The 25,229-nt window shown below is 66.8% G+C and carries 24 protein-coding genes; 19 read left to right on the plus strand and 5 right to left on the minus strand.

Annotation, left to right across the window (positions count from 1 at the left end):
- The first annotated feature begins 47 nt into the window (after positions 1 to 47).
- From A5759_RS17605 to A5759_RS17630, 6 genes are all read left to right on the plus strand, one after another.
- The gene (locus A5759_RS17605; RefSeq protein ID WP_068200128.1) at positions 48 to 1,229 is read left to right on the plus strand and encodes an acyl-CoA dehydrogenase family protein; all 1,182 of its coding nucleotides are present in this window, start codon (positions 48 to 50) and stop codon (positions 1,227 to 1,229) included.
- Positions 1,229 to 2,137, plus strand: coding sequence for a biphenyl-2,3-diol 1,2-dioxygenase (bphC, locus tag A5759_RS17610; RefSeq protein ID WP_068199876.1), 909 nt, complete (start codon positions 1,229 to 1,231; stop codon positions 2,135 to 2,137). Before A5759_RS17605 ends, bphC begins: the two co-directional genes overlap by 1 nt.
- Entirely contained in the window at positions 2,134 to 3,594 is a 1,461-nt protein-coding gene (locus tag A5759_RS17615; RefSeq protein ID WP_068199878.1) for an FAD-dependent oxidoreductase, read from the plus strand. The genes bphC and A5759_RS17615 overlap by 4 nt, the downstream gene beginning before the upstream one ends.
- A gap of 54 nt (positions 3,595 to 3,648) precedes the next feature.
- The gene (locus tag A5759_RS17620; RefSeq protein ID WP_068200130.1) at positions 3,649 to 4,806 is read left to right on the plus strand and encodes a zinc-binding dehydrogenase; all 1,158 of its coding nucleotides are present in this window, start codon (positions 3,649 to 3,651) and stop codon (positions 4,804 to 4,806) included.
- A 207-nt stretch (positions 4,807 to 5,013) separates the two neighbouring features.
- A complete protein-coding gene (locus tag A5759_RS17625) occupies positions 5,014 to 5,856 on the plus strand; it encodes an IclR family transcriptional regulator (RefSeq protein ID WP_068199880.1) in 843 nt (280 codons plus the stop codon).
- Entirely contained in the window at positions 5,853 to 6,770 is a 918-nt protein-coding gene (locus A5759_RS17630; RefSeq protein WP_068199881.1) for an alpha/beta hydrolase, read from the plus strand. The genes A5759_RS17625 and A5759_RS17630 overlap by 4 nt, the downstream gene beginning before the upstream one ends.
- 10 nt (positions 6,771 to 6,780) lie before the next feature.
- Here the strand turns inward: A5759_RS17630 and A5759_RS17635 are convergent, their stop codons facing one another.
- On the minus strand, positions 6,781 to 7,986 hold the full coding sequence (locus A5759_RS17635) for an NADH:flavin oxidoreductase (RefSeq protein ID WP_068200132.1): 1,206 nt from the start codon (positions 7,984 to 7,986) through the stop codon (positions 6,781 to 6,783).
- 100 nt (positions 7,987 to 8,086) lie between these two features.
- Here A5759_RS17635 and A5759_RS17640 point away from each other — a divergent pair, with 100 nt between their 5' ends.
- Both A5759_RS17640 and A5759_RS17645 read left to right on the plus strand, forming a co-directional pair.
- Positions 8,087 to 8,434 (plus strand): hypothetical protein, encoded by a 348-nt coding sequence (locus A5759_RS17640; protein ID WP_068199885.1) that lies wholly within the window; start codon positions 8,087 to 8,089, stop codon positions 8,432 to 8,434.
- The gene (locus A5759_RS17645; RefSeq protein ID WP_068199887.1) at positions 8,427 to 9,041 is read left to right on the plus strand and encodes a Dabb family protein; all 615 of its coding nucleotides are present in this window, start codon (positions 8,427 to 8,429) and stop codon (positions 9,039 to 9,041) included. The genes A5759_RS17640 and A5759_RS17645 overlap by 8 nt, the downstream gene beginning before the upstream one ends.
- 76 nt (positions 9,042 to 9,117) lie before the next feature.
- Here the strand turns inward: A5759_RS17645 and A5759_RS17650 are convergent, their stop codons facing one another.
- The gene (locus A5759_RS17650; protein ID WP_068199889.1) at positions 9,118 to 10,005 is read right to left on the minus strand and encodes an SDR family NAD(P)-dependent oxidoreductase; all 888 of its coding nucleotides are present in this window, start codon (positions 10,003 to 10,005) and stop codon (positions 9,118 to 9,120) included.
- Positions 10,002 to 11,930: an NAD(P)/FAD-dependent oxidoreductase gene (locus A5759_RS17655; protein ID WP_197506099.1), complete on the minus strand. Its 1,929-nt coding sequence runs from the start codon at positions 11,928 to 11,930 to the stop codon at positions 10,002 to 10,004. Before A5759_RS17655 ends, A5759_RS17650 begins: the two co-directional genes overlap by 4 nt.
- Before the next feature lie 102 nt (positions 11,931 to 12,032).
- On the opposite strand from A5759_RS17655, the gene A5759_RS17660 reads away from it, so the two are divergent.
- The 11 genes from A5759_RS17660 (at position 12,033) to A5759_RS17710 (ending at position 23,752) form a co-directional block, all read left to right on the plus strand.
- On the plus strand, positions 12,033 to 13,610 hold the full coding sequence (locus A5759_RS17660; protein WP_068200134.1) for an acyl-CoA synthetase: 1,578 nt from the start codon (positions 12,033 to 12,035) through the stop codon (positions 13,608 to 13,610).
- Between the two features lie 21 nt (positions 13,611 to 13,631).
- A complete protein-coding gene (locus A5759_RS17665; RefSeq protein ID WP_068199893.1) occupies positions 13,632 to 14,738 on the plus strand; it encodes a zinc-binding dehydrogenase in 1,107 nt (368 codons plus the stop codon).
- A gap of 58 nt (positions 14,739 to 14,796) precedes the next feature.
- Positions 14,797 to 15,576, plus strand: a complete 780-nt coding sequence (locus A5759_RS17670; protein WP_068199899.1) for a crotonase/enoyl-CoA hydratase family protein — start codon at positions 14,797 to 14,799, stop codon at positions 15,574 to 15,576.
- A complete protein-coding gene (locus tag A5759_RS17675) occupies positions 15,573 to 16,718 on the plus strand; it encodes an acyl-CoA dehydrogenase family protein (protein ID WP_068199900.1) in 1,146 nt (381 codons plus the stop codon). Before A5759_RS17670 ends, A5759_RS17675 begins: the two co-directional genes overlap by 4 nt.
- Positions 16,715 to 17,746: an acyl-CoA dehydrogenase family protein gene (locus tag A5759_RS17680; protein ID WP_068199902.1), complete on the plus strand. Its 1,032-nt coding sequence runs from the start codon at positions 16,715 to 16,717 to the stop codon at positions 17,744 to 17,746. Before A5759_RS17675 ends, A5759_RS17680 begins: the two co-directional genes overlap by 4 nt.
- Before the next feature lie 80 nt (positions 17,747 to 17,826).
- On the plus strand, positions 17,827 to 18,318 hold the full coding sequence (locus tag A5759_RS17685; protein WP_068199903.1) for a nuclear transport factor 2 family protein: 492 nt from the start codon (positions 17,827 to 17,829) through the stop codon (positions 18,316 to 18,318).
- A gap of 3 nt (positions 18,319 to 18,321) precedes the next feature.
- Entirely contained in the window at positions 18,322 to 19,173 is an 852-nt protein-coding gene (locus A5759_RS17690; protein ID WP_068199904.1) for an SDR family oxidoreductase, read from the plus strand.
- Positions 19,174 to 19,199: 26 nt separating this feature from the next.
- Positions 19,200 to 19,991, plus strand: a complete 792-nt coding sequence (locus A5759_RS17695) for an SDR family oxidoreductase (protein ID WP_068199905.1) — start codon at positions 19,200 to 19,202, stop codon at positions 19,989 to 19,991.
- A gap of 8 nt (positions 19,992 to 19,999) precedes the next feature.
- Positions 20,000 to 21,619, plus strand: a complete 1,620-nt coding sequence (locus A5759_RS17700) for an FAD-binding protein (protein WP_068200136.1) — start codon at positions 20,000 to 20,002, stop codon at positions 21,617 to 21,619.
- Positions 21,616 to 22,611, plus strand: a complete 996-nt coding sequence (locus tag A5759_RS17705; RefSeq protein WP_068199907.1) for an alpha/beta hydrolase — start codon at positions 21,616 to 21,618, stop codon at positions 22,609 to 22,611. Before A5759_RS17700 ends, A5759_RS17705 begins: the two co-directional genes overlap by 4 nt.
- A 64-nt stretch (positions 22,612 to 22,675) precedes the next feature.
- Positions 22,676 to 23,752, plus strand: coding sequence for a hypothetical protein (locus A5759_RS17710; protein ID WP_068199909.1), 1,077 nt, complete (start codon positions 22,676 to 22,678; stop codon positions 23,750 to 23,752).
- Positions 23,753 to 23,803: 51 nt separating this feature from the next.
- Here the strand turns inward: A5759_RS17710 and A5759_RS17715 are convergent, their stop codons facing one another.
- Together A5759_RS17715 and A5759_RS17720 are read right to left on the minus strand one after the other, a co-directional pair.
- Entirely contained in the window at positions 23,804 to 24,079 is a 276-nt protein-coding gene (locus tag A5759_RS17715) for a ferredoxin (protein ID WP_068199911.1), read from the minus strand.
- Entirely contained in the window at positions 24,076 to 25,215 is a 1,140-nt protein-coding gene (locus tag A5759_RS17720) for a Rieske 2Fe-2S domain-containing protein (RefSeq protein WP_068199913.1), read from the minus strand. Before A5759_RS17720 ends, A5759_RS17715 begins: the two co-directional genes overlap by 4 nt.
- Positions 25,216 to 25,229: the final 14 nt, after the last annotated feature.

The following is a 25,229-nucleotide window of genomic DNA, read 5'->3' on the forward strand; positions in this document are numbered from 1 at the left end:
TCGGTGCGGTAGACCATCAAGTGCAGCCACATAGTGAGGACACCAGCATGAGCGAGCGCGTACTCGACCGGGTGATGGAACTGGCCGAGCAGTTCAAGGAGCAGGGCGCCGAAGCCGAGAAGGTCGGGCGATTGACCGATGCGACGGTCAAGTCGATGAAGGCCGTCGGCTCCATTCGCCTGCTGCAGCCCAAGAGACACGGCGGCTACGAGGCGCATCCGCGCGAGTTCGCCGAGACCGTGATGGCCACGGCGGCCCTGGACCCCGCGGCGGGCTGGATCAACGGTGTGGTCGGCGTGCACCCGTACCAGCTCGCCTACGCCGATCCGCGGGTCGGCGAGGAAGTATGGGGCGACGACATCGACACGTGGATGGCGTCGCCGTACGCGCCCCAAGGCGTGGCCAAGCCGGTCGACGGCGGCTACATCTTCAACGGCCGGTGGCAGTTCAGTTCCGGTACCGACGCGTGCGACTGGATCATCCTCGGCGCGATGCTCGGGGACGCCCACGGCAAACCGCTGATGCCACCGCAGATGCTGCACATGATCTTGCCGCGGTCCGACTACGAGATCGTGGAGGACTCCTGGGACGTGGTCGGGCTGCGCGGCACCGGTTCCAAGGACGTCATCGTCAAAGACGCGTTCGTCCCGGAGTACCGGACGATGGACGCGACGAAGGTGATGGACGGAACCGCCCAGCGCGAAGCCGGCATGACCGAACCGCTTTACCTGATGCCGTGGTCGACGATGTTCCCGCTCGGCATCTCGGCAGCGACAATCGGCATCGCCGAGGGCGCGCTGGCCGCACACCTCGACTACCAACGCGAGCGGGTGGGCGCTACCGGGACGGCGATCAAGGACGACCCGTACGTCATGTACGCCATCGGCGAGGCGGCCGCCGACATCAACGCCGCGCGTCAAGAACTGCTGGCCAATGCCGATCGCATCTACGACATGGTCGCCGCGGGCAAGGAGGTCAGCTTCGAGGACCGGGCCGCGGGTCGTCGCACGCAGATCCGCGCGGTGTGGCGCGCCGTGTCCGCCGTGGACGAGATCTTCGCCCGCTCGGGCGGTAACGCCGCCCGCATGGACAAGCCGCTGCAGCGGTATTGGCGCGACGTGCATGTCGGCCAGCTACACGCGATCCATGTGCCGGGCACGGTGTTTCACGCCTCAGCGCTGAGCTCGTTGGGTGTGGACCCGCAGGGTCCGCTGCGGGCGATGATCTGATGAGCGATCTGAAGAGCCTCGGCTACGTCAAGATCCAGGCCACCGACATCGACCGGTGGCGCCACTTCGCGTTCGGGGTGCTCGGCTTCGCCGAAGGCTCCGGCCCCGATGGCGATACGCTGTATCTGCGCATGGACGAGCGCGCCGCACGCATCATCGTGGTGCCCGGCGACGTCGACAAGATCGTCACCGTCGGCTGGGAAGTCCGTGACCATGCGGCGCTGACGCGGGTGAAGGCGGCCCTCGACGGTGCGGGCGTGGCGGTCAAGGAACTCTCGCTCCAGGAGGCAGACGCCCGCCGCGTCGAGGAGGTCATCGCCTTCGACGACCCGGCGGGCACCTCGACCGAAGTCTTCCACGGCGCAGTGCTCGACCACAGTCCGGTGGTGACGCCGTTCGGCGCCCGATTCGTCACCGGCGATCAGGGGCTGGGCCATGTGGTGCTGCCGGCCCTCGATGTGCCCGGACTGTTTCAGTTCTACACCGAGGTACTGGGATTCAAGTCGCGCGGAGCGTTTCGAGTTCCGACGCCGCCGGAGTTCGGGCCGCTGCGCGTCCGGTTCCTCGGCATCAACGCACGCCACCACAGCCTGGCGATCTGCCCCGCGATGACGTTGCGTGACCCGGGCCTGATTCATTTGATGGTGGAGGTCGACAGCCTCGACGCCGTCGGACAGGCGCTCGACCGGGTCAACAAGGACGGTTTCCAGTTGTCCTCGACGCTTGGCAGGCACACCAACGACAAGATGGTGTCGTTCTACGTTCGGGCGCCCGGCGACTGGGACATCGAGTTCGGCACCGACGGTATGCGGGTCGACGAAACCTACTACACCGCAGAGGAAATCACCGCCGACAGCTACTGGGGTCACGAGTGGGTCTCCGACCTTCCAGCGGCGATGCGCCCGTGAGTGGTGACGTCACTCCCCTTCCCGCGGCGGGTGTCGCGCGGTGGGATGAGGAGGCCGACGTCGTCATAGCCGGTTTCGGCATCGCAGGCGCCGCCGCCGCCGTGGAGGCCGCACGCACCGGCGCCGACGTCCTGGTCCTGGAGCGCACCGGCTCGTGGGGCGGTGCGGCGTCCATGGCCGGCGGCTTCATCTACCTCGGTGGGGGCACACCGATCCAAAAGGCCTGCGGCTTCGACGATTCCGTCGCCAACATGGCTGTGTACCTGAACGCCGCGATGGGTCCCGGTGCCGACGAGAAGCGCATCGCCGACTACTGCGACGGCAGCCTCGAGCACTTCGACTGGCTCGTCGGCTGCGGTGTGGTTTTCAAGCCGGAGTTCTTCGGCGAACCCGGCTGGGAGCCGATGGGCGATCAGGGACTGATGTTCAGCGGCGGGGAGAACTCGTATCCGTTCAACACTATCGCCGCACCCGCTCCCCGCGGGCACGTCCCGCAGATGTCGGACAAGAAGCAGGGCGAGTCGAGCGCCGGCTACATGCTGATGAAGCCGCTCGTGGAGACGGCTACCGCGGCCGGAGCCCGCGCGATCTACGACGTTCGGGTGCAGCGGTTGATCGTCGATACCGACGGCCGGGTGGTCGGTGTGCATGCGCGTCGGTACGGCGAGGAGATCGCCGTGCGTGCGCGTCGCGGTGTGGTGCTGGCGATGGGCAGCTTCGCCTACAACGAGGCGATGGTGGCCCAGTACGCGCCCCGCATCGCGGGCCGGCCCGCCGCCGCCATCGAGCAGCACGACGGTCAGGCGATCCGGATGGCGCAGGCGCTGGGCGCCGACCTCGCCCACATGGACGCCACCGAAGTCGCCATCTTCATCGATCCGCAGCAACTGGTGCGGGGCATCCTGGTCAACGGCCGCGGCCAGCGCTACGTCGCCGAGGACACCTATCCGGGCAGGGTCGGGCAGTTGACGCTGTATCACCAGGACAACACGGCGTTCCTGATCATCGACGAGAAGGCGCAGGACGAGGCGATGGCATCGCCGTCGCCGCAGTTGATGATGCGCCCGCCGACCTGGGTGTGTGAGACGGTCGCCGAACTCGAATCCGAGATGGGCTTGGCGCAGGGCTCTCTTCAGGCGACCGTGTCGGCGTACAACGCCGGGGCCGCCGTGGGAGAGGATCGGCTGCTACACAAGAAGTCTCAGTGGCTGCGGCCGATCGGCACCCCGGTAGGCGCCATCGATCTGCGCGAGAGCACCGGCGGTTTCACCCTGGGCGGGCTGTTGACGTCATTGGATGCCGAGGTGTTGCACGTCAGCGGCGAACCCATCCCCGGCTTGTTCGCCGCGGGGCGCTGCACCGCGGGTCTCGCGGCGTGGGGGTACGCAAGCGGTATCTCGTTGGGCGACGGGAGCTTCTACGGCCGGCGCGCCGGACGCAACGCGGCGCGCGCTTAGCCCCGGCCTGCCTGGTGGCGGGCCGTCCCTGCCCGGTGGTACAGGATGGACCGCATGAAGGCCGTCAGCTGTGAACGAGGCACTCTGTCCGTCGTCGATCTTCCGATGCCCACCCCGGCGCGCGGACAGCTCCTGCTCGAGGTGCGTCGCTGCGGTATCTGCGGATCGGACCTGCACGCGAAGGACCACGCCGATGAACTGACCGACGTAATGGACGAAGTGGGTTATCCGGACTTCATGCGCCAGGACACTCCCGTGGTGTTGGGCCACGAGTTCGTCGGTGAAGTCGCCGAGCGTGGCCGAGGGACGGCCAAGGAGTTCAAGGTCGGGTCTCCCGTGGTGTCGTTCCCCATGGTGCGTGCGGCAGGCGGAGTGCACATGACCGGCCTGTCGCCGCTGGCGCCGGGCGCGTACGCCGAGCACGTCCTCGCCGAAGCCGCGATGAGTTTCGTCGTCCCGAACGGGCTGGACCTCGATACCGCAGCGTTGACCGAGCCGATGGCAGTGGCCCTGCATGCGGTGCGCCGCAGCGAGATTCGCAGGCGTGACGTGGCGATCGTCATCGGTTGCGGCCCGGTCGGGCTCGCGGTGATCTGCCATCTGAAGTCGCTCGGCGTACACACGATCGTCGCGAGCGACTTCTCAACGACTCGGCGCGAGATGGCGTCGCGGTGCGGCGCCGACGTCGTCATCGACCCCGCCGTCGATTCGCCGTATACGACTGCCGGGCAGGCCGGGGCCATCTCCGAGGCGCAACAGTTGTTCGAACTCGCCGTCGGGTCGATGGAGAAGTTGCGCCGCCTGCCGGGCTGGTCGCATCTGTACCGGCTCGCCGACACGCTCGGTGCCGCGGGTCCCAAGCGACCGGTGGTCTTTGAATGCGTCGGTGTGCCCGGAATCATCGACGGGATCATCCGTGCGGCGCCTGTGCAGTCGCGGGTTGTCGTCGTGGGTGTGTGCATGGGCACCGACCATTTCCGCCCGGCGGTGGCCAACGGCAAGGACATCGACCTGCGGTTCGTCTTCGGTTACACGCCGCTGGAATTCCGCGACACCCTGCATCTGCTCGCCGAGGGCAAGGTGGATGCCTCGGCGCTCATCACGGGCACGGTGGGCTTGGCGGGGGTAGACCGCGCCTTCGAGATCCTGGGCACCGCCGAAGCGCACGCCAAGATCCTCATCGACCCGCACAGCGGCGCCACCGAACCGTAAATGGGTTGATCCCACGGACTGGCTGCACGAAATCACCCCGCTAGGCGACACACGCCGCTGCGCCGAAACCTCTCAACCGCAGGTCGCAGACGTGACCGACGCCCAATCGCGGGGATTGTGTGACACCCTGCACATCTCCGTGCTACAAATAGGCATATTCCTATTAGAAATATGTCTGCGTGTTGCAGCTCGTGCTCCGGAGGCCACATGACAACGCCCGTCGAAACACCCAGCGCAGTCCTTGACCGCGTATCGCTGGTTCTTGACGCCTTCGATGGGCCGGGCCGGCTGACACTCGCGCAGATCGTGCGCCGCACCGGACTCCCCCGCTCCTCCGCGCACCGCATGCTCGAGCGCCTCGTCCAACTGCGGTGGCTGCGACGCAACGGCCGCGACTACGAGCTGGGCATGCGGCTGGTCGAGTTGGGTTCGCTCGCGGTGCACCAGGACCGCCTGCACCGCGCGGCGGTGCCTCTGCTGCACGATCTGCACCGCGCCACCGGTCTGGTCGTTCACCTCGCGGTCCTCGACGGCACCGATGTCCTGTATTTGGAGAAGATCGGCGACGGGCTTGCCGCGGCCATCCCCAGTCGAGTCGGTGGCCGTCACCCCGGGCATTGTTCGGCGCTGGGCAAGGCGATGCTGGCCGCCGTGACTGACCTCGACTACGGCACGATCGACCTGACGAACCGCCGCACAAAGTACTCCATCGGATCACCCGCACAGCTGCACACCGAGCTCGCCAAGGCACGCGAGCACGGAATCGCGTTCGACCGCGAGGAGGCGCTGAGCGGATTCGGTTGCGTCGCAGCACCGATCGGTGGTCAGGGTGAGGCGGTCGCGGCCGTGTCTGTCTGCGGTCCGATGAGTCGCATGATGTTCGACCAGCGTCTCGTCGCACCGGTGCGGATGACGGCCATGGCGATCTGGCGCAACGCCGAGGACGGCCCGCGCCGGGTGGCGCCGACGCTGCAGCAGGCTCGGCCGCTGCGGAATGTGCCTGCGCCGCGGCCCACATCGCCGCGCGAGCCGGTGCTGCAGTACGCGTGAGCCTCGATCCGCAGATCGCCGACCTGATCGAGGCGCTGGACTCGGGCTTTCCACCGGTGCACACGATGAGCGGTTCACAGGCACGTGCCACGATCCGATCGCGGTTCGTGCCGCCCGCTGAGCCCGAAGCCGTCGAATCCGTCGGTGATGTCAGCATCCCCGGAGGCGACGGGCCCATCACCGTGCGGGTTTATCGGCCGGCTTCGGAGGCGCCGTTGCCCGTCGTGGTGTATGCGCACGGCGGTGGATTCGTGTTCTGCGACCTCGACAGCCATGACGGTCTGTGCCGCAATCTGGCCAACCTGCTTCCCGCCGTGGTCGTTTCGGTGGGTTACCGGCTCGCACCCGAGAATCGGTGGCCCGCTGCGGCTGAGGATGTGTACGCCGCGACGTGCTGGGCCGCCGAGCACTGGGCGGACTTCGGTGGCGACCCGACCCGTCTGACGGTGGCCGGCGACAGCGCCGGCGGCAATCTCGCGGCTGTGACCGCTCTGATGGCGCGCGACCGCGGCGGGCCGGCATTGTCTGCCCAGATGCTGATCTACCCGATGATCGCCGCGGATTTCGATACCGAGTCGTACCGTCTGTACGGCAAGGGTTTCTACAATCCGCGCCCGGCGCTGCAGTGGTACTGGGACCAGTATGTGCCCTCCCCCGCTGACCGCGCCCACCCGTATGCGTCGCCGCTGCAGGCGCGCCTCGACGGCCTACCACGGGCCGTGGTGGTGATCGCGGGTCACGATCCGCTGCGAGACGAGGGCGTCGCGTATGCCGAGGCGTTGGAAGCCGCGGGTGTTTCCGTGACGCGGTGCGTTTTCGACGGTGGGATCCACGGTTTCATGACGATGCCGATGCTCTACATCGCCCACGAGGCGCGGCGGCAGGTTACGCGACAGCTCGCAGCGTTGTTGTGAGGCTTCGCGTTCAGGCCCTCGCCACCGGCCCATAGCGCTGATGCGGGTCGAGAACACAGTGAGTCCGGCCGAACACCGTGACCATGCACTTGTTGTTGTGGTTGCATCGACTGCGGGTGCTGTGATCGGCGATCATCGCGTTGACCAGATCGGGCTCACGCAACAACGCCCGGCCCATCGCCATGAAGTCGAACCCCTCGCGCAGACCCGTCTGAAGATGGTCGTGATTCGTGATGCCGCCCAACAGAATAAGCTTGGTGTGACGCACCACCGGCACGAACTGACGCGCCGCATCCAGCATGTAGAGATCCCGATACGGGTAACTGCCCATGACGCGCTTGCCGGCCAGCCGGACGCCGGGCCGCAGCGCCGCCGGCATCACCTCGGCGAACTCCTTGACCGGGACGTCGCCCCGGAAGAGGTACATCGGCTTGTACACCGACGAGCCCTGCGTCAGCTCGATCGCATCCAGGGTCTCGTCGGCGTCGAGTAGTTGCGCGGTCCGTAGCGCCTCGTCGATCCAGATGCTGCCGGGCAGACCGTCGTCCATGTCCAGCTTGGCGATGACCGCGATCTGATCTCCCACGACTTCCCGGACGCGACCGGCGATCTCCCGCACGAACCGCGACCGGTTGTCGATGGAGCCGCCGTAGGCATCCTTGCGCCGGTTGATGCGCGGGCTCAGGAACGAGCTCGGCAGGTACAGATGGCCGAAATGGAGTTCGACGGCGTCGAAGCCCGCATCGATCGCCACGCGAGTGGCCGCGGCGAATTGTTCGATGACCACATTGATCTCGGCGGGTGTGATCTCGCGACAGTAAGCGAATGAGGTCGGATTGAGGAACCGGCTCGGTGAGATCGCGGTGACGCCGGTGAGCTTCTTCGGTGCCACGACGCCCGCATGGCCGAGCTGCGCCGAGATCGCTGCGCCCGCCCCGTGGACCGCATCGGTGAGCCGACGCAGGCCGGGCAGCGCCGCCTTGCTCATCACGATCTGACCGGGTGCGCTGGCGCCCTCCTTCGAAACGCAGCAGTACGCGACCGTCGTCATTCCGACGCCGCCCGTGGCGAACGCGACGTGAAAGTCGATCAGGTCGTCGGTCACCGTACCGTCGGGCGAGCGTCCCTCGGAGGTCGCGGCCTTGATGACGCGGTTGCGCAGCTTCACCGGGCCGAGCCTGGCCGGCGCGAACGGGTCCGGCGTCCCTACGGTCATCGGACCACGGTGCTCCGCCCGATCGCCACGGTCAACGGTGTCGTCCCGATGGCTGGGAGCGCCGTCTGTGCCGCCGTCCCGGTGGCCATAGTGTCGGGCCATGGCCGACGGTGAGGTGTTCGTCATCGACCGCGTCATCACCCGGCCGGGATGCGCACGACAATTCGTCGATACGTACCTGGCCGAATACGCGCCCGGGGCGCGAGATCGCGGGATGACGCTTCGCGAGGTCCTCGTCAGCCCGCCGATATGGTTCGACGACCAATCCAACGTGATCACCGTGACGTGGTCCCTGCCGAGCCCTCAGGCGTGGTGGGAGATGACATGGCAGGGCAGACCCGACGCCACACTGGGGCCGTGGTGGGAAGGCATCGCCGACCTCGTCGTGGAGCGCACCCGCAGCGTCGCCGCCGCAGCAGGTGATGTCGACGGCTTGTGCGATGTATAGCCTCATCCGGCTGATCGATGCCGCCGAGGCCACCGGACGTGACCGCTTGTTGTACGAGCTGCGCGAAGCCGCGGCGGCCAGCAATGCGGCCCACGCCCTGGTGCAGCCGACACTGCCCGGCGTGCGCAACGGTGGCGACATCCTCATGCATCTGCGCTTTCGCGACGAAGACGAGTGGTCCTCGGTGGCAACGACTTTCAATTCGATCCTCGATCGCCCCGAGGTCGGCCGCGTCAACGGCGCCACCTACACCGGCGACGTGGTCGCCGCCAGGGATATCTCGGCCACCGTTTACCGGACACTGCTGCTGCGTGTGCAACCGGACACCGATGGCGCCGCAGTGGCGCGGTTCGAGGACGATCTGCGGCTGCTCCCCCGCTATGTCAATTCGATCGCCTCATGGCAGCTCGCCAGGGTCGAGTCGGCGGTCGGTGTGTCGGAGTGGACCCACGTGTTCGAACAGGAGTTTCGCGATCTCGACGGTCTGACCGGTCCGTACCTCATGCATCCGATTCACTGGGCGTACGTGGACCGGTGGTTCGACCCCGAGTGTCCCGAGGTGATCGTCCGCGACCGGGTCTGCCACAGCTTCTGCGCCATCGGGTGATCTGGCGGCTTATGCGTCGAATTCTGCAGCAGGGCTGTGAAATCGCGCGATCCGCGACCCTCCCGCAGAATTCGCGCTAAAGACCGGCCGGCAGGATGTTCGGGTTGGCGGTCGCGGGAGGCTCCAGGGGCGGTAACTCGGTGACGCCGTCGAGAGAGTGCACGGTCAGCCCCTGCGACCACGGATAGTGCAGGCTGAATGCGACCAGGCCGGTGCGCTCGGCGGCAGGCAGGTGACACATCGCGAGTACGGTCTCGGCGAGGTACTCCACTGGTTCGGTGGGAAAGCTGTCCGGGATGAGTTGTGCCGCACCGGGAGTACGGATGGCAGTGGAAGGACCGACACAGTTCACCGCGATGTTCGCGTCGACCAGTTCGGCGGCCACCCCCTGAGTGAAACGGTGCAGGGCGGCCTTGCAGGAGGCGTAGACGACGTCACCCGACGTCTTGTTGTACTCGCGGTACGGCCGCACCGGGGCGACGCCCGTCACCGACCCGATGTTGACGATCCAGCCGGCCCCCCGCTCCCGCATATGCGGCACGGCGGCCTGCGTCAGCACGAACGGGGTGCGCAGATAGTGCTCGACGGTGCGGTCGAAGGTGTCCAGGCTCATCTCCTCGACGCGGGCATAGTCCGCGAAACCGGCGTTGTTGACGAGGATGTCGAGGCCGCCGGTGCGTTCGACGACCTCGTCGACGAGCCGGGCCCGTTGATCGGAATCCTCGAGGTCGGCCGCGATGCCGATCGCCGTACCGCCCGCGCCCTCGATGAGCTCGATCGTCTCGGCGATCGTCCCAGGCAGGGCCGTGACCGCACCCCCACGTACCGATGCCGACGGCTCGAACGACCGAGCGGTCACCACCACCGTCGCGCCCTCCGCGGAAAGACGTTGCGCCACAGCGCGTCCGATGCCGCGGCTGCTGCCGGTGACCAGGGCCGTCTTACCGGCGAGAAGCCCCGTCATCGGAGGACGAAGTGTTCTTCGACGGGCGCGCGATGCTGATGCCACATGTCGACCAGACGGTACGGCGTAGCCACGACCACGCGACCCGAACCGGAGCGGTAGTAGGTGTGCGCGTTCGGGGTGTGACACCACACCGTGCGCGACATCGCGTCGTCGATCCGCGCCACGTAATCGTCGTAGGCCTCCCGCGTCACCTCCATGGTGGTGGCGCCCCGCAGCGCGAGCAGTTGCAGGCACTCCATGATGTAGTGGGCGAGCACCTCCATCGAAAAGTTCGCGCCCGCACCGTGGCCCGGGCTGTAGTTCGGCGCCGACGTGATGAACAGATTCGGAAAGCCCGGCACCGTGCCACCGCGGTACGCGCGCGGGCTGTCGCCCCATTCCTCGCGCAGTGTCCTGCCGTCGCGCCCCCGGATGTCGACCGTGGACAGGAAGTCGAGGTGATATCCGGTGGCATAGACGATCACGTCGAGGTCGATCTGCCGGCCGTCCTGCGTGACGATGCCCGCGGCGTTGACAGCGGCGGGCTCGCTGGCTTCGACGTCGACGTGCTCGCGGGTCAGCGCGGCGTAGTAGCCGCCCGGGTCGCGGATGATGCGCTTGCCGTACGGCGCGAAGTCGGGTGTGACCTTCCTGGCCAGCTCCGAGCCCTCACCGAAGGTGCGGTTGATGTACTCCAGACACATCTGCAGCAGGACGTCGTTGGCCTGCGAGATCGACAGGTGGTCCTTCGCCCACTCGGGGTCCCGCAGGATCACCGGATAGTTGTTGTCCGCCGTCGCCCAGTAGGACTTCACCCTGTGCCAGTTCGCGTAATACGGCAGGTGTCGACCGAGATACCGGCGGTAGTCGGGCACGTCATCGGAGAGCCGCTTGCGAGGCGCCACCCAATGCGGTTGACGTTGAAAGACGGTCAGGTGGTCGACCTCGTCCACACACGCGTCGACGATCTGTACGGCGGTGCAGCCCGCGCCGATGACGGCGACCCGTTTACCGGCGAGGTCCAGCGACGGGTCCCACTGCGCGGAGTGAATGCTGACGCCCTCGAACGAGTCCCGGCCTGCAACGTCCGGCCACCGGGGCCGGTTGAGGTAGCCGGCCGCGGTGATGACCACCCGGGCATGACTGATGTCGCGGTTGCCGTCGCGGTCGACCGTGTGGATCTGCCACTGCCCGCGCTCGTCGTCCCACCACAGGGCTTCGACCTCGGTGCCGAACCGGGTGTGCTCGCGCAGTCCGTACTTGTCCGCCAGGGACACCAGGTAGTTCTGGTACTCCGCGCCCTGCGGGTAGTAGCTCGACCAGTCCGGGTTGACCTCCCGCGACAGCGAGTAGTACGCCGACGGTGTGTCCACACCGATCCCGGGGTACCTCGTCGTCAGCCAGGTGCCGCCGACCTCCTCATTGCGGTCGAAGATCTGGTACTTCACCCCCGCGTCGGCCGCGGCGAGCGCAGTGATGATGCCGGCGATGCCCGCGCCGACGATCGCGACCGTCGTCGTCGGCGGGATGGGCACCGTGCGCGGCAACGTGGGCTGGGAGAGATGAAAACCGCCCTGTTCGAGCAGAAGCGGGATGAACTCGTCGTCGACGTCGGAGCCCAGCGCCACCGGCAGCGCGCTGGTGAACAGATCGATGTCGTCGCCGGCCGCCCTCTCTTCGGGCTGCCGTGAGGTCACCGCCTCGACGACCGCGTCGACGAGCGATGCCATGGTCTCGGCATCGGTGACTCCGACGCGCTCGGGCGGATCGGGTATGTGCGTGATCCTCGGCCCGAACCGCTCGATCACCGACGGATCACCCACCAGCTGCGCCAGCACTGCGACCAAGACACCGGCGTCGGCCTGAACGAGATTCGCCCGCAGTTCGTCGCGGTCGTCAACCGCCACATGCGGTGGCGGAAGGGCACGAGCATCAGCAGTCACGACCCTGAGTATCGGCGCGACACGGCAGTCCGGGCACCGCCCTGCCTACTGAGCGGGACACCGGTCGCTCTCGCCACGCCGACCGCGCATACGCTGCGCGCCATGGATCTCGACGCTGTGGTCGACCAGGCACGCAGCCACACGCTGGGCGACATCCCGCGTCGGTCGGCCCGAAGGCAACCCGACAAGACCGCGATCATCGACGGCGATGTGGTGCTGACGTTCGCCGACTTCGAACGGCACGTGGATCGCGCCGCCGCCGCATTGCAGGACAACGGGTTCCGGCCAGGTGATCGGGTGGCCCTGCTGGCCCACAACTGCTGGCAGTACGCGGTGCTCGCGTTCGCCACCGCCCGTGCCGCGGTGGTGCTCGTGCCGATCAATTTCATGCTGACGGCCGAAGAGATCGCCTACGTCCTGGGCCACAGCAGGGCCGACGGCTTCATCGTCGAAGCCGAGCTGGCGGGCGTCGCCGAGGACGCGATGCGCATCGACAAAGCGGTGCGCACCCGGGCCGCGATCGTCCGGCCCGGACAGAGCGTTCCACAAGGCTGGGACGACTTCGCTCAATGGCTTTCCACCACCACCCCCGCGCCGAATCCGCGCATCGAGGACGACCAGCTGCTGCGGTTGATGTACACCAGCGGTACGGAGTCGCGGCCGAAGGGCGCGATGCACACGAGCCGCAGCCTGATGTGGCAGTACGTCAGCACCATCGTCGCCGGCTCGATGGCCGGTGACGACGTCGAAATCCACTCGCTGCCGCTGTATCACTGCGCGCAGCTGGACAACTTCCTGGCCACCGACATCTATCTCGGTGCCACCAGCATCATCCTGCCCGGGCCCGATCCCGAGACGGTGCTGAAGACCGTCGCCCGCTATCGCGTGACCAACTACTTCGCGCCTCCGACGGTATGGATCAGCCTGTTGCGTTGCCCGGTGTTCGACGAGGTCGATCTGTCGAGCCTGCGCAAGGGTTACTACGGCGCTTCGGCGATGCCGACCGAAATCCTCACCGAGATCCGCGACCGGCTACCCAACCTGAGGCTGTGGAACTTCTACGGCCAGACCGAGTTGGCGCCGCTGGCGTCCGCGCTCGGGCCGGACGAGCAGGATGACCACGCCGGTTCGGCGGGACGTCCGGTGGTCAATGTGGAGACGACGATCCTCGACGAAAACGACACGCCCGTCGCCGCCGGTGTGGTGGGTGAGATCGCCCACCGCAGCCCGCATTTGATGCTCGGTTATCTCGACGACCCGGCGAAGACGGCGGAGGCATTCCGCGGCGGTTGGTTCCACTCCGGCGACCTCGGTTACTACGACGAACACGGGCTGCTGCACGTGGTCGACCGCAAAAAGGACATGATCAAGACCGGTGGCGAGAATGTCGCCAGCCGCGAGGTCGAGGAGGTTATCTACCGCCACAACGGGGTTCAGGAGGTCGCGGTCTTCGGTCTCCCGCATCCGACCTGGGTCGAGACCGTCGTCGCCGCGGTGGTCTCCCGCGAGGGCGCCAACCTGACCGAGGACGACCTGATCGCGCACTGCCGGCAGCATCTCGCGGGGTTCAAGACCCCCAAACACGTCTACTTTGTCGACGCACTGCCGAAGAACCCGAGCGGCAAGCTGCTGAAACGTCAACTGCGCGAACACTTCGCGGCCAAACCGCTGAGCCGCTGAGCCACCGAAGGGGACTGTCTGTTGTTCACAGGACGTATCGCACGCTTCGACGCGCCCGGAAGGCCATTCGAGATCGAAACCGTGGACTTGGCAGAGGTCGGCCCCGGCGAGATCCTGATCAAGGTCACCAGGACCAACATCTGCGGATCGGATCTGCACGCATGGCACGGCACCTTCGCCACCCGCGGGCTGGGAGGACAGCTTCCCACGGTGCTCGGTCACGAGATGGTGGGCGCGGTCGAGGAACTCGGTGACGGCGTCACGGCGGACTCCAACGGCGCGCCCCTGGAGAAGGGCAGCCGGGTGGTGTTCCCCTACTTCTTTCCCTGCCACCGGTGCCGAAACTGCCTGGCGGGCAGGCGCAACGCGTGCCTGAACCTCGCGATGGCCATGCTCGGACGCGCCGATGCGCCGCCCTTCTTCGTCGGCGGCTACGGCGACTACTTCCTGCTGCCCGCCGGAGCGCTGGTGTACACCGTGCCCGACGCGGTCACCGACGACATCGCCTCGGGCGCCAACTGCGCGCTGTCGCAGGTGATGTACGGCCTCGAGCGCGTCGACCAGCAACTCGGCGAAACCGTCGTCGTGCAGGGCGCTGGCGCGCTCGGACTGTACGCGGTCGCGGTCGCCAAAGCCCGCGGTGCCGCCCGCGTCATCGCCATCGACGGTGTGCCCGAACGACTGGAGTTGGCAACGGCATTCGGCGCCGACGCCATCATCGACATCACTGCGGCCGCGACGGCCAAGGACCGCATGAGGATGGTCCGTGACCTGACCGACGGCCACGGCGCCGACGTGGTGGTCGAGGTGGTCGGTCACCCCTCCGCCATCGACGAGGGCCTCAAGATGCTGGGTCAGTTCGGTCGTTACGTCGAGATCGGCAACATCAACATCGGCAAGACGTTCGAGTTCGACCCGTCACGCTTCGTCTTCGCCAACAAGACGATGGTGGGCGTGTCGCTCTACGAACCGTCGGTGCTCTCCAGAGCGCTGACCTTCCTCGAACAGCACCAGCACACCCTGCCCCTGCACCGGCTGGCCGCAGCGCAGTATCCGCTCGATGACATCAACGAGGCCTTCGCCGCCGCCGAGCACAAGCGCGACGTCCGCGCCAGCATCGTTCCCTGAACTCAAGGAGACTTATGCACGTGGAACTCCGGTACACCAAGTCCCTACAGTTGCCGTCATGAGCACACCGCTGAACATCGCCGCTCACGGTGCGACACAGACGTGGACCATCGACCTTCCCGAGGTGGGCAACGCCATCACCGACAAGGGTTTCATCGCGGCGTTCGAGGCTGCGGTCGAAGCCGCCAACGCCGACATCGACGTGCGCGCGGTGATCCTGACGGGCGCGGGCAAGATCTTCTCGGCCGGTGGCAACGTCAAGGAGATGGCCGATCGCACCGGAATGTTCGGTCTCGACGCGCTCGATCAGCGGCGTGCCTACATCGACGGGATCCAGCGGATCCCCCGTGCGCTGGGCCGCCTGGAAATTCCGTTGATCGCCGCGGTCAACGGCCCCGCTGTCGGCGCGGGCTGCGACCTGGCCATGATGTGCGACATCCGGGTGGCCTCCGAACGCGCCTCATTCGCCGAGAGCTTCGTGCAGATCGGCATCATCCCGGGCGACGGCGGCACGTGGTTCCTGCCGAGGGCGGTCGGCTACGAACGCGCCGCCGAGATGACCTTCACCGGCGACCGCATCGACGCGGCCACCGCCCTGGAGTGGGGCATGGTCAGTCGCGTGGTACCGCACGAGGACCTGCTTCCGCAGGCGTTCGCGCTGGCCGAGCGGATCACGACGAATCCGGCACACGCCTTGCGGATGGCAAAACGTCTGCTGCAGGAGTCGCGAGCCGGCTCGCTCGACTCCACGCTGGCCATGGCCGCGGCCATGCAGCCGCTGGCTCACCGCGACCCGGAGCACGAACAACGCATCAGCCGTTGGCGGACCGGGCCATGACGCTCCCCCGCTTGGTGCCGCCTGCGGCCATCGACGCTGCCGGGACCGCGGCCCTGCGAGCCGAGGTCCGCGCTTTCCTCGCCGAGCAGCGCGCCGCGGGCGCCTTCACACCGTCGGTCGACGCCTGGCTGACCGGATGGGACGAAGACTTCACGAAAGCACTTGCCGCCAAGGGGTATCTCGGAATGACCGTGCCCGTCGAGTACGGCGGCCACGGGCGCTCGTTCGTCGAACGCTTCGCCGTCACCGAGGAACTCCTCGCTGCGGGTGCACCGGTCGCCGCCCACTGGATCGCCGATCGGCAGATCGTGCCGTCGCTGCTCAAGTACGGCACAGAACTGCAGAAGAGCGAGTTCCTACCGCGGATCGTGCGTGGCGAGTGCTACTTCGGTATCGGCATGAGCGAACCCGATTCCGGCTCGGACCTCGCCAGCGTGCGCACCAGAGCGGTGCAGGTCGACGGAGGTTGGTCGCTGACGGGAACCAAGGTGTGGACGTCGGGAGCGCATCACGCTCACGCGTTCATCGCGCTGGCCCGCACCGCGCCCGTCGACCCGGACAACCGGCACGCCGGACTGAGTCAGTTCATCGTCGATCTGCGCGGGCCCGGCGTCGACATCCGACCGGTCGTCTCGATGAACGGCGCGCACCACTTCAACGAGGTGATCCTCGACGGCGCCTTCGTGCCCGACGACATGGTGTTCGGCGAGATCGGCGCGGGCTGGCGTCAGGTCACTTCGGAGTTGGCCTTCGAGCGCAGCGGGCCCGAGCGGTTCCTGTCCACCTTCGTCCTACTGAAGGCGTGCGGCGAAAGGATGGCGGCCCAAGAGATTCCGCGCGACGCCGGGGTCGGTCGCCTCATCGCCAGGATCGCCGGCCTGCACCAGATGTCGACCGCGGTCGCCGGTGCGCTGGAGCGACACGAACCTGCCGACGTGCCCGCGGCGGTGGTCAAGGTGCTCGGCACCACCACCGAAGGCGACATCGCCGACTTCGCGGACACACTGGCCGACGGGGCCACGGATCCGACTTTCGATCAGTTGATTTCGAGAGCCGTGGACCAGCGGCCGGGCTTCACCCTGCGCGGCGGAACCAACGAAGTGTTACGCGGCGTGATCGCGAGAGGGCTGGGGCTGCGATGAGCGCCTCTGAGACCGCGCCGACGGGTGTCGATCCCGCCCTGGTGCAGATGATGGAGGCAGTCTTCGCCGAGCACGGCGACGCTCACCCGGCGCGGACCGTCGAGCGGGACACCGGGTTGTGGCGTCGCCTCGACGACCTGGGGCTGATCCGACTGACCGGCGCCGAAGAGTCCGGCGGCAGCGGGGCGGGGTGGTTCGAGGCCGCCGAGCTGCTTGCTGCCGCGGCCCGCAACGCGGTGCGAGTCCCGTTGGCCGAACATGACCTTCTGGCCTGCTGGCTGCTCGATGCCAATGGGATGGACAGCGACAGCGCGGTGCGGACAGCGTGCCTGCTCGGTGACGACGGAACTGCCCTCGGTGTCCCCTGGGCCGCACGCAGCGACCGGTTGGTCGTTGTGTGGCGCGACGGCCACGAGCACCACATCGCCGACGTCGAGGCCTCGACACTCGCGATCACCCCCGGAACCAACCTGATCGGCGAGCCACGCGACTGCGTCGTTGCCGACATCGCCACGCTCGACGGGGTGGCGGTGTCTTCGGACCTGGTGGCCGAGCTGTGGCTGAAATCGGCACTGGTGCGGGCGGTCCAGGTATGTGCGGCGCTCGACACGATCGTCGCGTCGTCGGTCGAACACGCCGCGTCGCGGGTGCAGTTCGGCCGCCCCTTGTCCCGCTTCCAAGCGGTCCAGCATCTGATCGCCGACCTGGCCGCCGAAGCCGCGCTGGCCCGAGCGGCCACCGAAGCCGCGCTGACGACGGCGGTCACCAGCAACTGGTCGGCGCACAACCTGCACTTCCGCATCGCGGCGGCACGGTCCTGTGTCGGTCATGCCACTTCGGTCGTGGTGCGCAACGCGCACCAGGTCCATGGCGCCATCGGAACCACCTACGAGCACCGGTTGCACGAGTTCACCCGCGCCGCACTCGCGTGGCGATCCGAGTTCGGAACCGTGCGCTACTGGGATGAACAGGTCCTGGACGCGACCGTCGCGGCCGGAGCGGAGATGTGGAGCCTGATCGCCGACTGATCCGGCTCCTGACACGCGGGTGTTCCACTGACCGGGCATCGGCGCGCCAACTCCCCGTCACCGACGGTTGACTCGCTGTCATGAGCAACGAGATCACGCTGTCTGAGGTCCAGGAGTTCATCGCCGCCTTCTGGTACCACTACGACCAAGGTCACTTCGCCGAACTCGGTGCCCGGCTCGGTGAGGAGATGGCATATCTGAGCCGATCCGATTCCGGCAACTGCCCGTTCGAGCATCTCCTGGCCGCCGAGCTGCACGGTAAAGACCAGACGTTGGCGTGGCTGACCCAGCACCGCAACGAGAATCCCTACCCGCTGCGGCACCATGCGACCAACATCTTCCGCACCGGCGTCGACGGGAACGTCACCACCGCTCGCTTCTACCTCTACGTCAACCAGGTGACCAACAACGTCCCGTTCGATGTCTCCAGCGGAGTGGTCGACGTCGGCATCCGGCGCTCGGACAGCGGTCTGGTCTTCACGTCGATGACCGTGATCCTCGATGCCGAGGACTCGATCCCGTTCGCCGAGCACGCCGCCAAGAGCGCCGCGACGGCCTCGACAGGTTCGTAACGGGTGGACGCGCGGGCGACCTTCGACGGCGGTGTCGCGGTCATCACCGGTGCCGGCCACGGGATAGGCGCGGGCCTGGCTCGCCACGCGGCCGCGTTGGGCATGACCGTCGTGCTGGTCGACGTCGACGCCTCCGCCATCGCGGCGCTGCGCGAGGAGCTTGCGGGCTCGGTGGATCTCGTGTGCGACGTACGCGACCCCGATGCCCTCGAAAGCGTTGCCGCACAGGTGTACTCGGATATCGGGCCGGTGCGGTTGCTGGTCAACAACGCCGGTGTCGAACAGTTCGGCTACCTGTGGGACACCCCCGTCGCCAACTGGGATCGACTGGTGGACATCAACGTTAGCGGTGTCTTCTACGGGATCCGGGCATTTTTACCGCGCATGATCGCCGCCGATGAACCGTCGTGGGTGTGGAACCTCTCGTCCATCGGCGGCGTCGCCGCCGTACCGCTGCAGACCCCTTACATCATGAGCAAACATGCGGTGCTGGCGCTGACCGAGTGCCTGCGCCTGGAGGTGGAGCTGGCCGGGCATGCCGACCGGATCCACGTGCAGGCGGTGCTGCCCGGCGCGGTGAAGTCGAACATCTTCGAGGCCGCCGGTGGAGTCGAGGACGGCGATGTGGGGGCGGCCGAAGAGCAGCGGGCGGCGATGCTCGACATCAAGGCCGAGGCAATGGATCCCGTCGAGGCAGCACGGGTGGTGTTCGAACAGGCTGCCTCGGGCGATTTCTACTTGCTGACCCAACCCGAGTACGTCGGCAATGCGATGTCCGAGCGGGCCACCACCCTGGCCGAGCGCCGCGCTCCGGTGTTGCGCACCAAACGCCGATTCGACCCTGCCCGACATTGACCGAATTCGATTGAAGGAAGGTCGAGGTGGAAATCGCCGACAAGGTGTTCGTGGTGACCGGCGCGGGCAACGGTATGGGCAGGCAGGTCGCGCTCGGGCTTTCGCGCCGCGGCGCACGAATTGCGGCAGTTGACCTCGATGCGGTCGGCCTGGCCGGTACGGCGAAACGCGCGAGCACCACCGGCGTACCGATGTCCACGCATGTTCTCGACGTCACCGACGGCGAGGCGGTCACCGCACTACCTAACCAGGTGACGGAGGCGCACGGACAGATCGACGGGCTGGTCAACATCGCCGGCATCATCCACCGGTTCGCGCCCTTTTCCGAGCTGTCCCCAGATGAGACGGACCGCATCATGGCCGTCAACTTCGACGCCACAGTGCGGATGTGCCGCGCCTTCCTGCCGACTCTGCTTACGCGCCCGGAGGCGAACATCACCAACATGTCGAGCCTTTCCGCGTTGTTGCCGTTCGCCAGCCAAACGCTGTACAGCGCAAGTAAGGGCGCGGTGAAACAGTTCAGTGAGGCGTTGTACGCCGAATTGTGCGAGACCAATGTCCGCGTGGTGACGCTATTTCCGGGAAACATCGATACTAACCTGACGGGCAACTCCGGGGTGGCCATGCTCGACGCCGGTGGCAGGAAGGTCCGTTCCACCACTGTCGAAGCCGCGGGCCAGAAGATCGTCGACGGAATCGCCGGTGATGAATTCCGCGTCCTGATCGGCACGGACGCGTTGGCGCTCGACATCTTGGCCCGGCTGTCGGCGAAGCGCGCCACCCGGTTGGTCGCCAGGCAGATCAAGTCGGTTCTGTAAGGGTGAAGATGGCATCTGGATCTGAGTACGACGTCATCGTTGTCGGGTTCGGCGCTGCCGGTGCCGCCGCGGCCATCGAGGCTGCCGACCGCGGGGCCCGCGTCCTCGTGCTCGATCGGGGGTACGGCGGCGGAGCGACCGCGTTCTCGGGTGGGATCGTCTACGCCGGCGCGGGTACGGCTGAACAGCGGGCCGGCGGATACGACGACAGCGTCGCCGACATGCGGGCCTATCTCGAACAAGAGGTGGGCGACGCCGTCAGCGGCGAAACCCTCCAGAGGTTCTGCGAGCAGAGCCCGGACCTGATCGAATGGCTCAAGAGCCAAGGCGTTAGGTTCCGCGGTGGTCCGGTGTCGTCGTATAAGACGTCGTATCCGACCGACGACTTCTACCTGTACTACTCCGGCAACGAGAAGGCCCATCCCTACGCGCGGCACGCGCAACCCGTGCCGCGCGGGCACCGCGTGGTGGCACCGGGTATGAGCTCGGGCAAGGTGTTGTTCGAGCACCTTGCCCGCTCGGCGAAAGCCAAAGGCGTCGAGTTCATTCCGTTATGCCGAGTGCACGAACTCATACAGGACGACGACGGGCGCGTCCGCGGGGTCCGCTACCGCGCGATGCCGACGAACCATCCCGACGCGCGCAAGCACCGGGCGCTCACCAAACTCACCGGAAAGACCGGCACCTGGCTGCCCGGTCTGGTCAAGGGTGCGGTCCAGCGCGCCGAGACACTGTGGTCCGACGCCGCCACCGACGGCGAAGCATGCGCCCCCGCAGTGATACTGGCGGCCGGCGGTTTCATCCACAACCGCGAGTGGATGGCCGAACATGCGCCGGAATTCATGACGATCTCGCCGCTCGGCACCCCCGGTGACGACGGCTCGGGCATCGCCCTGGGCGTCGAAGCCGGCGGCATAACCGACAAGATGGGCAACATCACGGCCTGGCGCTTCCTGTCCCCGCCGAGCGCATTCCTCGAAGGCCTCACCGTGGGCCGGGACGGCCGGCGCATCGCCAACGAAGACCTCTACGGCGCAACACACGGCAATGTGATGATGCGCGAGTTCGGCGGCGCCGGCTGGGCCATTTACGACGCCCCGACCTGGCGGAAAGTGAAGACCCAGATCAGGGAGCAGACACAGCTCTTCCAACGCCTGCAGCTGATCTATCTGTTCACGATCGGACACCGCAAGGCGTCGACGGTCGAGGGCATCGCCGGCAAGAACGGGATCGATCCCACGGGTCTGCGCCGCACCGTCGAGGACTACAACCGCGGTATCGCCGACGGCGCAGGCGATCCCGCACACAAGGAGCGCGACCTGTGTCCGCCGCTGGCGACTCCGCCGTTCTTCTCGATCAACATCTCCGCGGACTCGTCGATGTTCTATCCGATCCCCGGGCTGACACTCGGCGGCCTCGTCGTCGATGAACGCACCGGCGAAGTCGCCCATCGTGACGGCGGGACGGTGCCCGGCCTCTATGCGGCGGGCCGCAACGCGATCGGTATCTGCTCCAACAGCTACGTCAGCGGGCTGTCCATCGCGGACTGCATCTTCAGCGGACGACGCGCAGGAGCGCACGCGTCGGCCACACTGCGGTCGGCCTCGAGCGACCGGGATCCACTGTGACGCAGTATCACCTGGACTCAGACGCAGCCGAGCGCGTCGCGGCGTTCGGACCGATTCCTCCGATGCGTCAGCGCGGTCTGTCCGAGGTGCGTCGCGCGATTGAATCGGCGCCGCACCCCGAGAACATGCCGGCGATGGCCGACATCGAAGACCGGTTCGTGCCGGGGACGGGTGGATCCGTTCCGATCCGGATCTACCGGCCGTCCCCCGCCGGGGACACACCCGTTCTGGTGTACTTCCACGGCGGCGGAATGGTGTTGGGCTCCAATCATTCGTTCGAGCCGCTCGCCCGGACACTGGCCGCGCACACCGAAGCCGCCGTGGTTTCGGTGGACTATCGGCTCGCACCCGAAGCCCCGGCGCCGGCCCAGTTCGAGGACGCCTACGCGGCCACCTCGTACGTCGCGGCCAACGCCGACGAGCTCGGGATCGATTCTCAGCGCTTGGCGGTCGTCGGTGACAGTGCAGGCGGCTCGCTGGCGGCGGCGGTCGCGCTCGCCGCGCGGGACCGCGGCGGCCCGCCGATCCGTTGTCAGGTGCTGCTCTACCCGGGCCTGGACCGCGATATGGCCTGCGAGTCGATCCGGACCATGCCCGACGCGCCGATGCTGCACCGCGACGACATCGACTTCATGCACGCGCTCGCGGATCAGGGAGTCACCACACCGCCGGACCAATACCGTTTCCCCGCAATGGCAACCGATCTGACCCATCTCCCAGAGGCCATCGTGGTCACCGCCGAATACGATCCGATCCGCGACTGGGGCGAGCAGTACGCGCATCGGCTGCGCGAGGCCGGAGTACAGACGACGCTGACACGCTACCCCGGCATCTACCACGGGTTCCTGATGCGCTCGGATGCGACCGCGCGAGGGCGCCTCGCGGTGGCCGAGATCGGTGCGCTGCTGCGCGCCAAGTTCGCAAACCCACTCCCCTTTGGCCGCCGGGAAACTGACGTCCCGATGACCGGACATGTGCCGAGTCACCGGTAGGCCCCCACACCAGAATTGGTTTCGCGACCGGCGTGATACGCCGACCTCGAGAGTAGGAGAGAACATGCTCACCCAAGAGCAGCGTTTGGAGTTGTCCGACATTCTGCGGCCGGCTTCACCGCCTCGCGAGATCGACAACGTCTACACCGACGACCAGCGTGAGCGCCTCCTCGACATCGTGCGGACACAGGGCCCGTGGAAGTTGATCATCGCCCAGCATTTCGCGTCGGCCGAGGAACTGATGGCCACGATGAGTGGCATGTTCCCCGAGGGGTTCACCCCGTCGCTGGACCTTTTCCTGACGGCGACATTCCGCGGGTATCTAGCCAACTACGGCACGGTGCTCTACCCCGAGTTGCACGACTGCTTCTACAACCAGCGCTTCGTCGAGTACGCGAAGAGCTACTGGAACGCCGAGTACGCCAAGCCCGAGATGATGCTGTTCAACATCAACGGGCCCTGCGCCAACCGCGATCCGGGTCACCTGGACTCGCCCAGCTTCCGCGGTGTCCGCCATGAGAACGCCCCGACCTGGCTGACCAGCGTGATGGGCAAATCAGGACTGTTCCGCGACTATCTCGTCAAGATGGCTCAGGTCATTACATGGTTCTCCCTCGACGAGGGAAGCGGTTTCACGTACTGGCCCGACGGACCCCTCAAGCCGCCGCAGCGCCTTCTGCCGCCGGTGTACAACCGCGGTGTGCTCGTGCAGAACGAGATGATGGTGCACCGCGGCGAGGCCAACGGACCGCTCGACCAGCAGACCCCCGCGGGGTTGGCGTTCGACACGGTGTTCACCGGAGATCCGTCGGACCGCGACTCCTGGCTGCTGAAGAACGGCGATGAGGTAATCGCCCGCCACCACACCGATGAACTGCGGTTCCTGGTGCACTGGTCGGCCGAGGTGTTCACCGATTTCGCCGAGCTCAAGAAGAACATGGACGGCAGCGATGATCTGACCGTCGAGAAGGCGATCGACATGCTCGTCGACGATGTGCACAAGAAGGGCGTCAAGCTCGATGTGCCGAGCGAGCCTCTGCACGATCCCGAATTCATCGGGGCCCTGAACGCCGTCTACGACCTGGGCGGCCCGGCCGAGTACCCGAAAGAGGCGACCCTGTCGGCCTTTCAGCTGACCTGACCGGGATTTCGGTGCGCTAGCGATCGCGTGGCGATCACTAGTGCACCGAAGTCACGCTGTTTCGTCGACGATCGGTAGCGCGCCGCAGCGGGCAGCCTCCTCGATCGAATCGCGCAGCTCGAAGCAGACGAGGAACGGCCTGCCGTCGTGCGCGTGGATGGCGTCAGCGTCTCGGCGCTGATGACATCTAGCGGTCGACTCGCTGTCCCACTGCACGCTGGTCTGTTCCCAGGTGCTCTTGCGCACCAGAACGCTTGCCGCGCAGAGCCGGCATGTCACCGAGGTCATCGGTGCGTCGGCGAGTCGGTTGTCCTGGCGGACGGTCATCCCGCGCTCGTGACGGCGTCCCGCGCGGCGATGTTGGCCTCGACGATCTTCATCCACTCCTCACGCGGTCGCGTGGTGTCGATCTCGTACTCGAAGCGGTCCACCATGTCGGGGGCCACGTCGGCGACGTCGACATAGAACTGCTCATACCAGCGACGCAGTTGGTAGACCGGCCCGTCCTCCTCGCACAGGAGCGGATTGTCGATGCGGGCCTTGTTCTTCCAGATCGCGACGTCCTGTTCGAAACCCATCTTGACGAAGTCGCCGAGACCGATCGCGGTCTGCATCGCGAGGTCGTCGGGCAGATTCTCGGACTTCTTGACGATGATCCCGTACTGCAGCACGAAGGAGTCCTGGTCGATCGGGTAGTGGCAGTTGATCAGCACCGTCTTGTGATCGACGTCGGTGTAGTGATACGTCAGGTCGTCGATCATGAATGACGGCCCGAAATACGATGCCACCGAGGTGGTTCCGAGCATCTGCGTCGGCCCCGGCTCGCCGAGATCGGCCCGGCCCGCGCTGTTCATGTACTGGGTCGCGACATGGCCTTCGAAGATATTTTTGAAGTGCGTCGGCAGCGAGCCGTGGATGTAGAAGAAGTGGGCCATGTCGACGACGTTGTCGATGATCTCGCGGCAGTTCGTGTTGACCACGGTCGTGTACCAGTGCCAGTCGGTCCAGTCATCGCTTGTGGCGCCCTCGATGCGCGGGATCGTGACCTCCGGCGGCGGGGGGTTGCCCTCCGGGTCGTTCCAGATGAACAGCATGCCGTCCTGTTCGAGCGTGGTCCAGGTCGCGGTGCGGGCCAGCCGCGGCACTCGCTTGCTGTAGGGCACCTTCTTGCACCGACCGTCACCGCCCCAGCGCCAGTCGTGGAACGGGCACGCGATCTCGTCGCCCTTGACCTCGCCCTGGCTCAGGTCGCCGCCCATGTGGCGGCAATACCCGTCGAGGACGTTGAGGCGGCCGTCGCCGCTGCGGAACACCACCAGCTTCTTGCCGAATGCGTAGACCTGGTGCGGCTTACCGTCACCGAACTCTCTGACCAGACCTAGGCAGTGCCAGCCCCGGGCGAACCGCGACGGCGCGGCCTCGGCCTCGATCTGGCGGACCTCGATGTCGGTGTCCATCGTCATACCGCTGTTCTAGC

Source organism: Mycobacterium sp. 852014-52144_SCH5372336 (genome assembly GCF_001665615.1).
In the GTDB taxonomy this organism is placed as follows: Bacteria; Actinomycetota; Actinomycetes; order Mycobacteriales; family Mycobacteriaceae; genus Mycobacterium; species Mycobacterium neumannii_A.

Coding starts and splice junctions, on each gene's coding strand:
- A5759_RS17605 (WP_068200128.1), top strand. CDS start 48: ATGAGCGAGCGCGTACTCGACCGGGTGATGGAACTGGCCGAGCAGTTC.
- bphC (WP_068199876.1), top strand. CDS start 1,229: ATGAGCGATCTGAAGAGCCTCGGCTACGTCAAGATCCAGGCCACCGAC.
- A5759_RS17620 (WP_068200130.1), top strand. CDS start 3,649: ATGAAGGCCGTCAGCTGTGAACGAGGCACTCTGTCCGTCGTCGATCTT.
- A5759_RS17625 (WP_068199880.1), top strand. CDS start 5,014: ATGACAACGCCCGTCGAAACACCCAGCGCAGTCCTTGACCGCGTATCG.
- A5759_RS17635 (WP_068200132.1), bottom strand. CDS start 7,986: ATGACCGTAGGGACGCCGGACCCGTTCGCGCCGGCCAGGCTCGGCCCG.
- A5759_RS17640 (WP_068199885.1), top strand. CDS start 8,087: ATGGCCGACGGTGAGGTGTTCGTCATCGACCGCGTCATCACCCGGCCG.
- A5759_RS17645 (WP_068199887.1), top strand. CDS start 8,427: ATGTATAGCCTCATCCGGCTGATCGATGCCGCCGAGGCCACCGGACGT.
- A5759_RS17650 (WP_068199889.1), bottom strand. CDS start 10,005: ATGACGGGGCTTCTCGCCGGTAAGACGGCCCTGGTCACCGGCAGCAGC.
- A5759_RS17660 (WP_068200134.1), top strand. CDS start 12,033: ATGGATCTCGACGCTGTGGTCGACCAGGCACGCAGCCACACGCTGGGC.
- A5759_RS17670 (WP_068199899.1), top strand. CDS start 14,797: ATGAGCACACCGCTGAACATCGCCGCTCACGGTGCGACACAGACGTGG.
- A5759_RS17675 (WP_068199900.1), top strand. CDS start 15,573: ATGACGCTCCCCCGCTTGGTGCCGCCTGCGGCCATCGACGCTGCCGGG.
- A5759_RS17680 (WP_068199902.1), top strand. CDS start 16,715: ATGAGCGCCTCTGAGACCGCGCCGACGGGTGTCGATCCCGCCCTGGTG.
- A5759_RS17685 (WP_068199903.1), top strand. CDS start 17,827: ATGAGCAACGAGATCACGCTGTCTGAGGTCCAGGAGTTCATCGCCGCC.
- A5759_RS17700 (WP_068200136.1), top strand. CDS start 20,000: ATGGCATCTGGATCTGAGTACGACGTCATCGTTGTCGGGTTCGGCGCT.
- A5759_RS17710 (WP_068199909.1), top strand. CDS start 22,676: ATGCTCACCCAAGAGCAGCGTTTGGAGTTGTCCGACATTCTGCGGCCG.
- A5759_RS17715 (WP_068199911.1), bottom strand. CDS start 24,079: ATGACCGTCCGCCAGGACAACCGACTCGCCGACGCACCGATGACCTCG.
- A5759_RS17720 (WP_068199913.1), bottom strand. CDS start 25,215: ATGACGATGGACACCGACATCGAGGTCCGCCAGATCGAGGCCGAGGCC.